Source organism: Enterobacter sp. RIT637, assembly GCF_019718755.1.
GTDB lineage: Bacteria > Pseudomonadota > Gammaproteobacteria > Enterobacterales > Enterobacteriaceae > Enterobacter.
The window spans coordinates 350,267-365,915 of sequence record NZ_JAIHAZ010000001.1; the positions used below are offsets into that span (position 1 = coordinate 350,267).

General features: G+C 55.1%; 15 protein-coding genes and 1 pseudogene. 14 read left to right on the top strand and 2 right to left on the bottom strand.

Going from position 1 to position 15,649, the window contains the following annotated elements:
- Positions 1-18 precede the first annotated feature (18 nt).
- The 7 genes from K5E19_RS01675 to ves all read left to right on the top strand — a co-directional run bounded on the left by K5E19_RS01675 (position 19) and on the right by ves (position 7,683).
- The gene (locus K5E19_RS01675; RefSeq protein WP_221549720.1) at positions 19-1,239 is read left to right on the top strand and encodes an aspartate aminotransferase family protein; all 1,221 of its coding nucleotides are present in this window, start codon (positions 19-21) and stop codon (positions 1,237-1,239) included.
- On the top strand, positions 1,236-2,270 hold the full coding sequence (astA, locus tag K5E19_RS01680; RefSeq protein WP_221549721.1) for an arginine N-succinyltransferase: 1,035 nt from the start codon (positions 1,236-1,238) through the stop codon (positions 2,268-2,270). Before K5E19_RS01675 ends, astA begins: the two co-directional genes overlap by 4 nt.
- Positions 2,267-3,754, top strand: coding sequence for a succinylglutamate-semialdehyde dehydrogenase (gene astD / locus K5E19_RS01685; protein WP_221549722.1), 1,488 nt, complete (start codon positions 2,267-2,269; stop codon positions 3,752-3,754). Before astA ends, astD begins: the two co-directional genes overlap by 4 nt.
- Positions 3,741-5,066 (top strand): N-succinylarginine dihydrolase, encoded by a 1,326-nt coding sequence (astB, locus tag K5E19_RS01690; RefSeq protein ID WP_221549723.1) that lies wholly within the window; start codon positions 3,741-3,743, stop codon positions 5,064-5,066. Before astD ends, astB begins: the two co-directional genes overlap by 14 nt.
- A gap of 9 nt (positions 5,067-5,075) precedes the next feature.
- Positions 5,076-6,041, top strand: coding sequence for a succinylglutamate desuccinylase (astE, locus tag K5E19_RS01695; RefSeq protein ID WP_221549724.1), 966 nt, complete (start codon positions 5,076-5,078; stop codon positions 6,039-6,041).
- A gap of 329 nt (positions 6,042-6,370) precedes the next feature.
- Positions 6,371-6,865, top strand: coding sequence for an ATP-independent periplasmic protein-refolding chaperone Spy (spy, locus tag K5E19_RS01700; RefSeq protein WP_221549725.1), 495 nt, complete (start codon positions 6,371-6,373; stop codon positions 6,863-6,865).
- A 260-nt stretch (positions 6,866-7,125) separates the two neighbouring features.
- Positions 7,126-7,683 carry an environmental stress-induced protein Ves gene (gene ves / locus K5E19_RS01705; RefSeq protein ID WP_221549726.1) on the top strand — a complete coding sequence of 186 codons (558 nt, stop codon included), beginning with the start codon at positions 7,126-7,128 and terminating at the stop codon, positions 7,681-7,683.
- Here the strand turns inward: ves and cho are convergent.
- Together cho and nadE are read right to left on the bottom strand one after the other, a co-directional pair.
- Complete coding sequence (cho, locus tag K5E19_RS01710) at positions 7,661-8,539, bottom strand: excinuclease Cho (protein ID WP_221549727.1); 879 nt, start codon at positions 8,537-8,539, stop codon at positions 7,661-7,663. The two genes, ves and cho, sit on opposite strands and share 23 nt — an antisense overlap.
- Before the next feature lie 115 nt (positions 8,540-8,654).
- Positions 8,655-9,479 carry an ammonia-dependent NAD(+) synthetase gene (gene nadE / locus K5E19_RS01715; protein WP_221549728.1) on the bottom strand — a complete coding sequence of 275 codons (825 nt, stop codon included), beginning with the start codon at positions 9,477-9,479 and terminating at the stop codon, positions 8,655-8,657.
- Between the two features lie 232 nt (positions 9,480-9,711).
- On the opposite strand from nadE, the gene osmE reads away from it, so the two are divergent.
- The 7 genes and pseudogenes from osmE (at position 9,712) to chbG (ending at position 15,563) form a co-directional block, all read left to right on the top strand.
- A complete protein-coding gene (osmE, locus tag K5E19_RS01720) occupies positions 9,712-10,056 on the top strand; it encodes an osmotically-inducible lipoprotein OsmE (RefSeq protein ID WP_010430142.1) in 345 nt (114 codons plus the stop codon).
- A gap of 241 nt (positions 10,057-10,297) precedes the next feature.
- Positions 10,298-10,654 (top strand): PTS sugar transporter subunit IIB, encoded by a 357-nt coding sequence (locus tag K5E19_RS01725; RefSeq protein WP_260591518.1) that lies wholly within the window; start codon positions 10,298-10,300, stop codon positions 10,652-10,654.
- A gap of 80 nt (positions 10,655-10,734) precedes the next feature.
- Positions 10,735-12,093, top strand: a complete 1,359-nt coding sequence (gene chbC / locus K5E19_RS01730) for a PTS N,N'-diacetylchitobiose transporter subunit IIC (protein WP_010430146.1) — start codon at positions 10,735-10,737, stop codon at positions 12,091-12,093.
- A gap of 47 nt (positions 12,094-12,140) precedes the next feature.
- On the top strand, positions 12,141-12,488 hold the full coding sequence (chbA, locus tag K5E19_RS01735; protein ID WP_221549729.1) for a PTS N,N'-diacetylchitobiose transporter subunit IIA: 348 nt from the start codon (positions 12,141-12,143) through the stop codon (positions 12,486-12,488).
- A gap of 11 nt (positions 12,489-12,499) precedes the next feature.
- Positions 12,500-13,336 (top strand): annotated as a pseudogene (gene chbR, locus K5E19_RS01740) (transcriptional regulator ChbR); the annotation flags it as partial.
- Between the two features lie 110 nt (positions 13,337-13,446).
- Positions 13,447-14,802 carry a 6-phospho-beta-glucosidase gene (locus K5E19_RS01745; protein ID WP_221549730.1) on the top strand — a complete coding sequence of 452 codons (1,356 nt, stop codon included), beginning with the start codon at positions 13,447-13,449 and terminating at the stop codon, positions 14,800-14,802.
- Positions 14,803-14,813: 11 nt separating this feature from the next.
- Entirely contained in the window at positions 14,814-15,563 is a 750-nt protein-coding gene (gene chbG / locus K5E19_RS01750; protein ID WP_221549731.1) for a chitin disaccharide deacetylase, read from the top strand.
- Positions 15,564-15,649 lie beyond the last annotated feature (86 nt).

Sequence of the window (15,649 nt, forward strand, 5' to 3'; positions counted from 1 at the left end):
TTACCGGATGAGGTCGCTATGTCTCTGTCAATTACGCGTGAAAATTTCGATGAATGGATGATGCCGGTTTACGCTCCGGCGGCTTTTATTCCGGTACGTGGGGAAGGCTCGCGCCTGTGGGATCAGCAGGGCAAAGAATATATCGACTTTGCGGGGGGGATTGCGGTCAACGCGCTGGGCCATGCGCACCCGGCGCTGCGTCAGGCGCTGAATGACCAGGCGGCGAAGTTCTGGCATACCGGCAACGGCTTTACCAACGAGCCTGCGCTGCGCCTGGCCAAAAAACTGATCGACGCGACCTTTGCCGAAAAAGTGTTTTTCTGTAACTCGGGGGCGGAAGCCAACGAAGCGGCGCTGAAGCTGGCGCGCAAATATGCCCACGATAAATTTGGTACCCACAAGAGCGGGATTGTGGCGTTTAAAAATGCCTTCCACGGGCGCACGCTGTTTACCGTCAGCGCGGGCGGCCAGCCTTCCTACTCACAGGATTTCGCACCGCTGCCGCCGGATATTCGCCACGGCATCTATAACGATCTGCAGTCCGCCAGCGAGCTGATTAACGACACCACCTGCGCGGTGATCGTCGAGCCGATGCAGGGCGAGGGCGGCGTTCTTCCGGCGCAAAAAGCCTTCCTCCAGGGGCTGCGCGAGCTGTGCGATCGTCACGACGCGGTGCTCATTTTCGACGAAGTGCAGACCGGCGTGGGCCGCACCGGCGAGCTGTATGCCTATATGCATTATGGCGTTACCCCGGACGTGCTCTCTACCGCCAAAGCGCTGGGCGGCGGCTTCCCGATTGGGGCGATGCTGACCACCGATAAATTCGCCAGCGTAATGACCGTGGGCACCCACGGCACCACCTACGGCGGCAACCCGCTGGCAACCGCCGTCGCCGGGCAGGTGCTCGACATCATTAACACCCCTGAAGTGCTGAAAGGCGTTAAGCAGCGTCACGACTGGTTCGTCGAGCGCCTGAACGCCATCAACAGCAAAACGGGGCTGTTTAAAGAAATTCGCGGTCTGGGGCTGTTAATCGGCTGCGAGCTCACGCCGGAGTTTGCCGGAAAAGCTAAACTTATCTCACAGGAAGCGGCAAAAGTGGGCGTGATGGTGCTGATTGCAGGTGCCAACGTGGTGCGTTTCGCCCCTGCGCTGATCGTCAGCGAAGAAGAGGTGAGAACCGGCTTAGACCGTTTTGCGCTGGCCTGTGAACAGGTGAAATCCGGGGTGTCATCATGATGGTCATCCGTCCCGTTGAGCGCGGCGATCTCGCCGGGCTCATGCAGCTTGCCGGTAAGACGGGAGGCGGGCTGACCTCGCTTCCTGCCGATGAAAAAACGCTGTCGGCGCGCATTGAGCGCGCCCTGCAAACCTGGCAGGGGACGTTGCCAAAAAGCGAACAGGGGTATGTGTTCGTGCTGGAAGAGACCGACACGGGCACCGTGGCCGGGATCTGCGCCATTGAAGTGGCCGTCGGGCTTAACGACCCGTGGTACAACTACCGCGTCGGCACCATGGTTCACGCCTCGAAAGAGCTGAACGTCTATAACGCGCTGCCCACGCTGTTTCTCTGTAATGACCACACGGGGGCCAGCGAGCTGTGCACGCTGTTCCTCGACCCGGCGTGGCGCAAGGAGGGCAATGGCTATCTGCTCTCCAAATCGCGCTTTATGTTTATGGCCGCCTTCCGCGATCGCTTTAACGAAAAAGTGGTCGCCGAGATGCGCGGCGTGATTGATGAGACAGGCTACTCGCCGTTCTGGGAGAGCCTGGGCGAGCGCTTCTTCTCGATGGAGTTCAGCCGGGCAGACTATCTCTGCGGCACAGGCCAGAAAGCCTTTATTGCCGAGCTGATGCCGAAACATCCTATCTATACCCATTTCCTCACCCCGGAAGCGCAGGCAGTGATCGGCGAAGTGCATCCGCAGACCGCGCCCGCCCGCGCGGTGCTGGAGAAAGAGGGCTTCCGCTACCGTAACTATGTCGACATCTTCGACGGCGGCCCAACGCTTGAGTGTGACATCGACCGCGTGCGCGCCATTCGTAAAAGCCGTCTGGTGACGGTCTCCGAAGGACAGCCCGCGCCGGGCGAGTGGCCAGCCTGTCTGGTCTCCAACGAAAATTACACTAATTTCCGCGCCATGCTGGTACGTACGGACCCTAAATGTGAGCGTCTGGTGCTGACGGCGGCGCAGCTGGATGCGTTGAAATGTAACGCGGGCGACACGGTTCGTCTGGTGCGTCTCTGCCCTGAGGAGAAAACAGCATGACTTTATGGATTAACGGTGACTGGGTAACGGGTGAAGGCGACCTGCGGGTAAAAACTCATCCGGTCGGCCAGGCGGTGCTCTGGAAAGGAAATGATGCCAGCGCCGGGCAGGTAGAACAGGCCTGCCATGCCGCGCGCCGCGCGTTTCCGGCATGGGCAAAACAGCCCTTCGCCGTGCGCCAGGAAATTGTTGAAAAGTTTGCCGGACTGCTGGAGGCGAACAAGGCCGAACTGACGCGCATCATTGCGTCCGAAACCAGTAAACCGCGCTGGGAAGCGACAACCGAAGTGACGGCGATGATCAACAAAATCGCCATTTCGGTGAAGGCCTACCACACCCGCACCGGTGAACAGCATACCGAGATGCCGGACGGCGCGGCCACGCTGCGCCACCGTCCGCACGGCGTGTTGGCGGTATTTGGCCCGTACAACTTCCCGGGGCATCTGCCGAATGGCCACATTGTGCCCGCGCTGCTGGCGGGCAATACCGTTATTTTCAAACCGAGTGAGCTCACGCCATTAACCGGCGAGGCGGTGGTTAAGCTGTGGGAACAGGCCGGTCTGCCGCCGGGCGTGCTGAACCTGGTGCAGGGCGGGCGGGAAACCGGTCAGGCGCTGAGCGCGCTGAGCGATATCGACGGCCTGCTGTTTACCGGCAGCGCCGGTACGGGCTATCAGCTGCACCGCCAGCTTGCAGGGCAGCCGGAGAAAATTCTGGCACTGGAGATGGGCGGCAACAACCCGCTGATTGTCGAAGATCCTGATGAAATCGACGCCGCGGTGCACCTGACGATTCAGTCTGCCTTTATTACCGCCGGACAGCGCTGTACCTGCGCCCGCCGCCTGCTGGTCAGGCGTGGCGAGCAGGGGGATGCCTTCCTGAAGCGTCTGGTAGAGGTGAGCGCACGTCTGGTGCCTGCCGCGTGGGATGCTGACCCGCAGCCGTTTATCGGCGGGCTGATTTCCGAGCAGGCCGCGCTGAACGTGCTGAAAGCCTGGCAGGACCACGTCGCGCGCGGCGCGAAAACCCTGCTGGAGCCGAAGCAGGTTCAGCCGGGTACCTCGCTGCTGACGCCGGGCATCGTAGAGATGAGCGGCGCGAGCAACGTGCCGGATGAAGAGGTCTTTGGCCCGCTGCTGTGCGTCTGGCGCTATGACGATTTTGATGCGGCCATTGAAATGGCGAATAACACCCGCTACGGCCTGTCGAGCGGGCTGATTTCACCGCATCGTGAGAAGTTTGATCGGTTGCTGCTGGAAGCGCGCGCCGGGATTGTGAACTGGAATAAACCACTGACCGGGGCCGCAAGCACCGCGCCGTTCGGCGGCGTGGGCGCGTCGGGCAACCATCGCGCCAGCGCGTGGTATGCCGCCGATTACTGCGCGTGGCCGATGGCGAGCCTGGAAACTCCGGCGCTGACGCTGCCGGAAACGCTCAATCCGGGGCTGGATTTTACCGGAGGAGAACGTCATGAAGGCGCGTGAAGTCAACTTTGACGGGCTGGTGGGGCTGACCCACCACTATGCCGGTCTCTCATTCGGGAATGAAGCCTCGACGAAGCACCGTTTTCAGGTCTCCAACCCGAAGCTGGCGGCGAAGCAGGGGCTGTTAAAAATGAAGGCGCTGGCGGATGCCGGTTTCCCGCAGGCGGTGATCCCGCCGCAGGAGCGTCCGAACGTGGCAGTATTACGTCAGCTCGGTTTTAGCGGTACTGATGAACAGGTCGTCGAAAAAGCGGGTACGCAGACGCCGCACCTGCTCTCCGCGGCAAGCTCTGCCTCCTCTATGTGGGTGGCAAACGCGGCGACCGTCGCACCATCAGCCGACACGCTGGATGGCAAAGTTCATCTGACGGTGGCGAACCTGAATAACAAATTCCACCGCGCCACCGAAGCGGAAACCACCGAGCGCGTGCTGCGCGCCATTTTCAACCATGACGCCCATTTCGAGGTGCATCAGGCTCTGCCGCAGGTGGCGATGTTTGGCGACGAAGGGGCAGCCAACCATAACCGGCTGGGCGGTGATTATGGCGATCCGGGCCTGCAGCTCTTTATCTACGGGCGGGAAGAGGGCGGTCACAACGCGCCAACGCGTTATCCTGCACGCCAGACGCTGGCGGCGAGCCAGGCGGTTGCCCGACTGAACCAGGTCAATCCTTCCCAGGTGGTTTTCGCCCAGCAAAATCCGCACGTGATTGATCAGGGCGTGTTCCATAACGACGTTATTGCCGTCTCTAACCGTCAGGTGTTGTTCTGCCACGAGCAGGCGTTTGCGCATCAGGAGAGGCTGCTTGCCACGCTGCATGAGCGTGTACCCGGTTTTACGCCGATTCAGGTGCCCACGCAGGCGGTGAGCGTGCAGGATGCGGTAGAAACCTATCTGTTCAACAGCCAGCTGCTAAGCCGTGACGATGGCAGCATGATGCTGGTGCTGCCGCAGGAGTCCCGTAATCATCAGGGCGTGTGGCGTTATTTGAGCGAGCTGGTGAAAGCCGATAATCCGATTGACGAACTGCGCGTGTTTGACCTGCGCGAAAGCATGGCCAACGGCGGCGGGCCGGCCTGTTTACGTCTGCGCGTGGTGTTAACTCAGGACGAAATGCAGGCGGTAAACCCGGCGGTCATGATGAACGATACGCTCTTTGCGCGGCTGAACGACTGGGTCGATCGCTACTATCGGGATCGCTTAACCCAGGCCGATCTGGTTGACCCGCAGCTTCTGCGCGAAGGACGCGAGGCGCTGGACGTGTTATCGACAATCCTGCAGCTGGGATCGGTTTATCCGTTCCAGCGCTAAGGGGATGATATGGAAAATTTACTGTCGCTGACGCTGGCCGATGAGACGCCGGAACAGAAAGAGGGGGACGGCCCCTCATTTCGCTGGCGGTGGCTGGGACGGGGCGTACTTGAGCTGACGCCGTTTGCGCAGAGCGACGTATCGCTTCTGCTGTCGAGCGGTATTCACGGCAACGAAACCGCACCCGTTGAGATTGTCGACCTGCTGCTGCGTGCGCTTTACCGTGGAGAGATTACGCTCGCGTGTCGCGTGCTGGTCGTGTTTGGCAATCCGCCAGCGCTGGCGCAAAACAAACGTTACCGAATGAGTGACATCAACCGGATGTTTGGGGGCCGCTGGTCACAGTTCCCTCCGAGCGATGAAACGGCACGCGCGCAGTGGCTGGAGAGCGTGGTGACAACGTTTTTTGTCACTGCAGGGGGAACGCGCTGGCACCTGGACCTGCATACGGCTATCCGTGCCTCTTATCATGTGCGTTTTGGCGTACTGCCGCAGCGCAATCAGCCGTGGGATGAAACCTTTCTGAGCTGGCTGGGGGACGCGGGGCTGGAAGCCCTGGTCTTCCATCAGTCGCCGGGCGGCACGTTTACCCATTTTACGTGTGAAAACTTCGGCGCGCTGGCCTGCACGCTGGAGTTGGGAAAGGCGCTGCCTTTTGGGGAAAACGATCTGACGCGCTTTGCTCCGACGCACTCTGCGCTTCGGGCGCTCCTCGGCGGCACCGCGCCGGAGCACGCGCAGGAGCCTGTCGTGCGTTATCGGGTCGTGCAGCAGATCACCCGTCGCAGCGATGCTTTCCTTCTCCATATGGCGGCCCATACGCTGAACTTCACGCCGTTCCGTCAAGGGGTACTCCTGGCAGAGGACGGTGACGAGCGTTACGAGGTGCAGAAAGCCACAGAGTATGTTTTATTCCCCAATCCGTCAGTGGCATTTGGTCTGCGAGCCGGACTGATGCTGGAAAAAATAGCCTGATCTTTTCCCCTCTTTAAGTGAGAGGGGAAATTATTTTCTTAGCAGTGAAGGCTGTCATACCTCTTTTGCAGAATATTCCTGGATAATTGCTTTATTAATAAACGCCAGTTCGTTATACTTCTTCATAATCTCTTTAAAATCAGCATATTGAATATTTATGTTTCACCTCTCCATCTTTTATACTTAATTCCTCCACATTTGACGAAAAATTGTTTTTTACACTTTCATTGTTTTACCGTTGCTCTGACAAATTGACGATTAACCCCGTAAAGTTAATATCGTCAACACGGCATAGCGCCGAAGAATAACTGAAAGTAAGGAAATACATTATGCGTAAGTTAACTGCACTGTTTGTTGCCTCTACCCTGGCTCTGGGCGCTACCAGCATGGCGTTCGCCGCAGATACCGCCACCACGACCGCCGCGCCAGCTGAAGGCAAAATGATGATGCATCATAAAGGCAAGCCAGGTATGCACCATGAGATGATGATGTTTAAAGACCTGAACCTGACCGATGCGCAGAAACAGCAGGTTCGTGACATCATGAAAAGCCAGCGTGACCAGATGAAACGTCCTCCGCTGGAAGAGCGCCGCGCGATGCATGACATCATTGCCAGCGACACCTTCGACAAAGCGAAAGCGGAAGCGCAGATTGACAAAATGGCCGAGCAGCATAAAGCCCGCATGCTCGCCCACATGGAAACCCAGAATAAGATCTACAACATTCTGACCCCGGAACAGAAAAAACAATTTAATGCCAATTTTGAGAAGCGTCTGACAGAACGTCCGGCGCCGGAAGGTAAAATGCCAGCACCAACCGAATAATCGGTTCACCCTCTTAAGACCGCCGGGATCCTGTTCACATAAGCAAAAACGCTGTGGACAGGACCGGCGGTTTTTTCTTTCTGCCCACCTCTTGCCTGCCGCCGCCAGCGCGGTATTCTCCTGTAGTCGCGTCAGAGATTTACTAAGGTTGCCCACTCTGCTGCCGATAATACGTCTGTAGATTTCCAACGATAATAAACAAGACAGCAATGACAGCAATGTCGTTGCCCTGGCGCAGGTTGCGCCCCTCAGGAGTGGTGATGGAGTTCTTTGATATCCGTAAGATGCCGGTCAGTCTCTGGCGAAATGGCGCGGGCGAAACGCGTGAAATATGTTGCTTCCCTCCCGCGACGCGTGATTTTTACTGGCGCGCCAGCATTGCCTCTATTGCCAGCAATGGCGAATTTTCTTCGTTTCCCGGCGTCGATCGGGTGATCACCCTGCTGGAAGGGGGAGAGGTCACGCTGGATGCCGGTCAGGCGTTTCACCATACGCTGAAGCATCATCAGCCCTACAGTTTTGCCGGCGATCTGCCGGTGAAAGCGCTGCTGACGGATGGTCAGATGTCGATGGATTTCAATATTATGACCCGGCGTGATTGCTGTCAGGCGAAGGTTCGCGTCGCGGATCGGACCTTCACCACCTATGGCTCCCGCGGCGGCGTGATATTTGTGTTAAGCGGCGCGTGGCAGCTTGGCGAAAAATTGCTGACGGCGGATCAGGGAGCCAGTTGGGAGGAGGGCACGCATACCCTCCGGTTACTGGAATCAACAGGAACGCTGTTGTTCAGTGAAATTACGTGGCTGCCGGGTCATTAAGCGAAATGATCTCGTACTTGCCGGTTAACACGGGTTTACAGAGTATTTTGTAGCCGTCGTGGTCGAACCCGGCGGGGGTACGCAGCAGGGTTACGGCGTCTTGCAACGTATCAACGGCGCCCAGCCAAAGCCAGTTGTGGACGATGTGATACTGCGTCATTACTTCACCCACTTCCTTCAGGGCAACGGCGCCCTCCCATGGCCAGCATTTGACGCTGATGGCTGCCAGCCCGGCGAGCAGTCTGGCGTTATGCTCCTCGACGCTCTCTTTCCCACAACAGGCACCCGCGCAGCGCTTCAGCGCCGAGCGGAAACAGGCGCGGCCGCGCGTGGTGCCCTCTAAACCTAAAAGGCTGTAGCAAAGCTGTAAATCGTCGGCGAGCGCCTGCAAAGCCTGTAGCGCCGCGCGTTTATTGGCGAACAGGCCATAGAGGTTCGGCTCATGGGAAAAATCAACTTCACGGGCGTACACAACCTGCGGTTTGCCGTTGCTGATCTGCAGAGAACAGAGCTGGCGGTTGCGCCGAAGGCGCTTATTGAACAGCGGCTGCTGCTCTTTGATCAGCCGGGCTTCCAGTAGCAGCGCGCCCATTTCACCCGCTGTTGGAAACCAGGTGATGCGTCTCGACTGGCGGAGCATCGCGGCTTCGTCCGGCGTGCGCAGATGGGATAAAACCCGGCTGCGAATATTCACGCTTTTACCGATATAGAGCGGCAGGGTGTCGCTTTCGCCGTGAAAGATGTATACACCCGGCTGTTTAGGCAACGCTTCAAGCCAGGGACGAAGATGTTCGGGATATTCATAAATAGCCGCCGCTTCAAACTCAAGACGCGGGGCAGATTGACGCCTGCTCACATACTGCTCCATATACTGTTCAGGCATACAGTGTAGCAGGTGTGTGGTGGTTAAAAAAGAGCCGGGTGGCGGCTGCGCCTTACCCGGCCTACTAAAGTGGGTTACCGTTTTGCTTTTATTTCCAGAAATCGTCAAACACCGTAATCGGCGTGTGGCGCTTGTGCTCGGTTTTCAGATACCAGCCTTCGATAATCTTCGCGGTACCTTCATCCAGCTTTTTGCCTTCCAGATAATCGTCAATATTGTCATAGGTCACGCCCAGGGCGGCCTCATCAGGCAGGGAAGGGCGATCGTCTTCCAGATCCGCGGTTGGCGCCTTCTTGTATAAATGCTCCGGGCAGCCAAGTGCTGCGAGAAGCTGTTTACCCTGACGCTTGTTCAGGCGGAAGATCGGGTTAATGTCGGTGCCGCCATCGCCGTATTTGGTAAAGAAACCGGTGACCGCTTCCGCTGCGTGATCGGTCCCAACGACAACACCTCTGGTCATTCCCGCAATGCTGTACTGCGCTTTCATACGCTCACGCGCTTTTTCATTGCCGCGTACGAAATCGCTCAGCTCAATACCGGCTTCGCGCAGCGCCTGTTCGCTCGCCAGCACGGAACCTTTAATGTTTACGGTCAGAACACGATCGGGCTGAATGAAAGTAATTGCGTCCTGGCAATCTTGTTCGTCAGCCTGTACGCCATAAGGAAGGCGCACGGCGATAAACTGCAGCGCATTATCACCCGTTTCTTCACGCAGCTCTGAAATGGCCATCTGGCACAGTTTGCCGGTCAGCGTAGAGTCCTGGCCGCCGCTGATGCCCAGCACCAGGGATTTCAGGAAAGCGTTCTTTTTTAAGTACGACTTTAAAAAATCCACGCTACGGCGGATCTCTTCATGTGCATCTACCGCAGGTTTCGCGCCCAGCGCCTGGATAATCTCTTGTTGCAGAGCCATTACGCCCTCCCTATGCAGAACGAGACAGAAAAATGTTATCTGTTAAAACTAACCCTTTGGGCGTAAAACGACAAGGATCACAGTTTCGAGTGGGCTAAATTGCGGCGCTTTAGCAGCTTATCGTTGTTTTATTAGAATTTTCCGAAATTCGTGTGGCGTAACTCGCAAAGTTGAACAATAGTATTTTTTATCCCATGCTTAGATAACACGCTGATAAACAAGAGGACGGAATATGAACAAGAACGTAGCAGGAATTTTAAGCGCAGCGGCGGTACTGACTATGCTGGCAGGGTGTACGGCTTATGATCGCACCAAGGATCAGTTTACACAGCCGGTCGTAAAAGACGTCAAAAAAGGGATGACGCGTTCGCAGGTTGCTGCAATTGCAGGTAAACCTTCTTCTGAAGTCACCATGATTCATGCGAAGGGAACCTGTCAGACCTACATACTGGGTCAACGTGATGGTAAGGCAGAGACCTACTTTGTCGCGCTGGATGATACCGGTCATGTGATTAACTCCGGTTACCAGACCTGTGCAGAATACGACACCGATCCACAGGCTCCTAAGGCGCAGTAACCGCGCTTGCCTGAGGATGTTAACTAACCGGCCTGAAGGCCGGTTTTTTTATGCATGCGTAAATCTTATTTCTTTGCGCGAATTATTTGCCTGAAATGTGAAGAGAGTCAACAAGCCAGGTCAATGAGAGACAATTTAAGCCTGTCCAGAATTATCCCCTCCTTGTACCATTGCGTATACTCAATTCAACGACAAACAACGGTAAGTAACCTACCCGTCAGCCGGGATAGCAAGTCGAGTGATAGCGCGACGGCGGGGGGCACACAAGAGGGAAGTTATTATGGAAAAGAAACATATCTATCTGTTCTGTTCTGCGGGCATGTCAACCTCACTTCTGGTTTCCAAGATGCGTGCGCAGGCAGAGAAGTATGAAGTTCCTGTGGTGATCGAAGCGTTTCCAGAAACGCTGGCGGGCGAAAAGGGCCAGACAGCAGATGTCATTTTACTGGGGCCACAAATTGCTTATATGTTGCCAGAAATTCAGCGTTTGCTGCCACATAAACCGGTCGAAGTCATCGACTCGGGGCTGTACGGTAAGATTGATGGTTTAGGTGTATTAAAAGCTGCTGTTGCAGCCATTAAAAAAGCTGCTAATTAATTATTTATTTTTCCCGTCAAAGAGTTATTTCACACACAATACGCCGTAACATGCGTTGCGGCATTTAAGGGTATTTTCCTATGAGTAAAGTCATCGCTTCACTTGAAAAGGTACTCCTTCCTTTTGCTGTTAAAATAGGAAAGCAGCCTCACGTTAATGCCATCAAAAACGGCTTTATTAAATTAATGCCGTTGACGCTGGCCGGGGCAATGTTCGTTTTAATTAACAACGTTTTTCTGAGCTTTGGTGAAGGTTCCTTCTTTTATTCATTAGGAATTCGGTTAGACGCTTCCACTATTGAAACCCTTAATGGTCTCAAAGCCATCGGCGGCAACGTATACAACGGTACGTTGGGTATTATGTCGCTGATGGCGCCTTTCTTTATCGGGATGGCGCTGGCTGAAGAGCGTAAAGTGGATCCTCTGGCCGCAGGTTTACTCTCTGTCGCTGCATTTATGACGGTTACCCCTTACAGCGTCGGCGAGGCTTATGCAGTCGGGGCTAACTGGCTGGGTGGCGCAAATATTATTTCGGGTATTGTTATCGGTCTGGTCGTTGCGGAAATGTTCACGTTCATTATTCGCCGCAACTGGGTTATCCGTCTGCCGGATAGCGTTCCTGCATCGGTATCTCGTTCATTTTCCGCGTTGATTCCAGGCTTCATTATTCTCTCTATTATGGGGATTATCGCCTGGGCGCTCTCTCACTGGGGCACAAACTTCCACCAGATCATTATGGACTCTATCTCTACGCCGCTGGCGTCAATGGGTGGAGTGGTTGGTTGGGCGTATGTCATCTTTACCTCCCTGCTGTGGTTCTTCGGCGTGCATGGTTCACTGGCACTGGCGGCGCTGGACAGCGGTATCATGACCCCGTGGGCACTGGAAAACGTTGCGCTTTATCAGCAGTACGGCTCCGTTGATGCGGCGCTGGCAGCCGGTAAAACCTTCCATGTGTGGGCGAAGCCGATGCTTGACTCCTATATCTTCCTGGGTGGTACCGGGGCGACGTTGGGTCTGATCATCGCGGTCTTTATTGTCTCTCGTCGTGCCGATCATCGTCAGGTTGCGAAGCTGGCGCTGCCGTCAGGCATCTTCCAGATTAACGAACCGATTCTGTTTGGTCTGCCGATCATCATGAACCCGGTGATGTTCATTCCATTCATCCTGGTGCAACCGCTGCTGGCGGCCATCACCCTGACCGCGTACTACCTGGGCATTATCCCGCCGGTGACCAACATTGCACCGTGGACCATGCCAGCCGGTCTGGGCGCGTTCTTTAACACCAACGGTAGCGTCGCGGCCTTCCTGCTGGCGATATTCAACCTCGGGATTGCAACCCTGCTTTACATGCCATTCGTGGCAATAGCGAACAAAGCGGCAACCGTTATCGATGAAGAAGAGAGCGAAGAGGATATCGCCCTCGCACTGAAATTCTAAAATTGCACGGCGCGGGGCAACCCGCGCCAGCTAAAAGGAGCTTAACGATGTTAGATTTGGATAGTATTGTCGCAGACGAAACCCTAGAGAACGATCTGGAAGAAGTGGTGATGGGGCTTATCATCAACTCTGGACAGGCACGCAGCCTGGCGTATGCCGCGCTGAAGCAGGCCAAGCAGGGTGATTTCGCCGCAGCAAAAACCATGATGGACCAGTCCCGTCTTGCACTGAATGAAGCGCATCTGGTGCAGACGAAGCTTATCGAAGGTGACCAGGGCGAGGGGAAAATGAAGGTGAGCCTGGTGCTGGTACATGCACAGGATCATCTGATGACCTCCATGCTGGCGCGCGAGCTGGTGGCAGAGTTAATCGAGCTTCACGAGAAGATGCAGTAAGTCAGGTCAGGCAGCAGGAGGTCAGCACGATGGAAATTAAAACCGCACTTGAGCAGCAACTGTTTAATGGCAAGAATTTTCACGTGGTTATTTACAACAAGACGGAGAGCGCCAGTGGTCTGCACCAGCATGACTACTACGAGTTCACGATTGTTCTGACCGGCCGCTACTACCAGGAGATCAACGGTAAGCGCGTGTTACTGGAGCGCGGAGATTTTGTCTTCCTGCCGATGGGTTCCTATCATCAGAGCTTTTACGAATTTGGTGCCACGCGTATTCTGAATGTGGGCGTCAGCCGACGCTTCTTTGAGAAACATTATCTGCCGCTGGTACCGTTCTGCTTCGTGGCATCACAGGTCTATCGCGTCAAAAACGAGTTCATGACCTGGATCGAAACGGTTATTGCCTCACTCAACTTCCGCGACAATGAGTTCGACGAGTTTATTGAAACCGTGACGTTTTACGTGATGAACCGCCTTCGCCATCATCGCGAAGAACAGCAGGTCATTGATGACATCCCACAGTGGCTTCGCAGCACCGTTGAGCTTATGCACGACAAAGGGCAGTTCAGCGACAATGCGCTGGAAAATATGGTTTCGTTGTCGGGCAAGTCGCAGGAGTATTTAACCCGCGCGACGCAGCGTTATTACCGTAAAACGCCCGTGCAAATTATTAATGAAATCCGCATTAACTTTGCCAAGAAACAGCTGGAAATTACTAATTACTCTGTCACCGATATTGCTTATGAGTCAGGTTACAGTAGCCCCAGCCTGTTTATTAAAACGTTTAAGAAGTTTACTTCGTTCACACCAAACAGTTACCGGAAGAATTTGACGGTAATTAATTAATATCCGGCGATTTTATTCGCCACGAATATTGACGTAATTGCTTGCCCAAATAGCGGGAAGAGAACGCTATACCTTGCAGGCGGTTAACCTGATACGCTAAGGGAGATATTATGCAACAGAAATTAAAAGTCGTAACCATTGGTGGCGGCAGCAGCTATACCCCAGAATTACTGGAAGGTTTCCTGAAACGTTATCATGAATTACCGGTCAGCGAATTATGGCTGGTGGATGTAGAAGAAGGTCAGGAAAAGCTGAATATTATTTTCGACCTCTGTAAACGTATGGTTGAGAAAGCCGGTGTGCCATTGACCGTGCATAAAACGCTGGATCGCCGTCTGGCGCTGAAGGATGCTGATTTCGTCACCACCCAGCTGCGCGTCGGCCAGCTGAAAGCACGCGAGCTGGATGAGCGTATTCCGCTGAGCCACGGCTATCTGGGCCAGGAAACCAACGGTGCGGGCGGTCTGTTTAAAGGTCTGCGTACCATTCCGGTGATTTTCGACATCATTAAAGACGTGGAAGAGATTTGCCCGAATGCGTGGGTGATTAACTTCACCAACCCGGCGGGCATGGTGACCGAGGCAGTCTATCGCCACACCGGTTTCAAACGCTTTATCGGCGTCTGTAATATCCCGATTGGCATGAAGATGTTTATCCGCGACGTGCTGGAACTGACCGACAATGACGATCTCTCCATCGATCTGTTCGGCCTGAACCACATGGTGTTTATCAAAGACGTGATAGTGAACGGCAAGTCGCGCTTTGCCGAACTGCTCGACGGTGTTGCTTCGGGTCGTCTGACCGCCGCATCCGTGAAAAATATTTTCGATCTGCCATTCAGCGAAGGGCTGATCCGCTCCCTGAACCTGCTGCCGTGTTCGTATCTGCTCTACTATTTCAAGCAGAAAGAGATGCTGGCTATCGAAATGGGCGAGTACTACAAAGGCGGCGCGCGTGCCCAGGTGGTACAAAAAGTTGAGAAGCAGCTGTTTGATTTGTATAAAGATCCAAATCTTAATGTTAAACCGAAAGAGCTGGAGCAGCGCGGTGGGGCATACTATTCCGATGCGGCCTGCGAAGTGATTAACGCCATTTACAACGACAAGCAGGCTGAGCACTACGTCAACGTGCCGCATCATGGGCACATCGACAATATTCCGGCTGACTGGGCCGTTGAGATGACCTGCATTCTGGGTCGCGATGGCGCAAAACCGCACCCGCGCATCACCCACTTCGACGACAAAGTGATGGGCCTGATCCACACCATCAAAGGCTTTGAAGTGGCGGCAAGCAATGCGGCGCTGAGCGGTGAACTGAATGACGTGCTGCTGGCCCTGAACCTCAGTCCGCTGGTGCATTCCGACCGTGACGCCGAGCAGCTGGCGAGTGAAATGATCCTGGCGCATGAAAAATGGCTGCCAAACTTTGCTGCAACGGTTGAGAAACTGAAGTACACACACCGTTAAGAGGATGTACGATGGAAAACCTGCTGATCGTAAACGCCGATGATTTTGGCCTGTCGAAAGGGCAGAACTACGGCATCATTGAAGCATGTCGTCGGGGTGTAGTGAGTTCAACCACGGCATTGATAAACGGCGAGGCGGTTGAACATGCGGCTCAGTTAAGTCGCGACGTTCCCGAGCTGGGTGTGGGCATGCATTTTGTTCTGACGCTGGGTATGCCGATTTCACCGATGCCGGGCCTGACGCGTGACGGGCAGTTAGGGAAATGGATTTGGGAAATGGCAGAGCAGGGCGCTCTGCCGCTCGAAGAGATCACCCGTGAACTGGATTGCCAGTTTAACCGCTTTGTTGATGTGTTTGGCAAGGAGCCGACGCACATCGACAGCCATCACCACGTGCACATGATCCCGGCGATTTTCCCGATTGTCGCGGAGTTTGCACAGCGTAAAGGCGTTGCGATCCGCGTGGATCGTGAGGTGCCCGGAGTGCCGAACTGCGCTGTAAAATCAACAGATGGATTCAGCAGCGCATTTTATGGCGACCAGATCGACGAAGCGCTGTTCCTTAAGGTGCTGGATGATTCCGCTGCGCGGGGGGAAAAGTCACTGGAGGTCATGGCGCATCCTGCTTTTGTCGATAATACCGTGCGTAAGAGCGCTTACTGCTGGCCGCGCCTGGCGGAGCTGGATGTGCTGACGTCGGCGTCGCTAAAGTATGCGATTGCCGAGCGTGGGTATCGGTTAGGGACGTTTGGGGATCTGTAAGAGGTGCCGGGTGGCGGCTTCGCCTTACCCGGCCTACGTTTCCGCAGATTTTGTAGGCCCGGTAAGGCGAAGCCGCCACCGGGCAT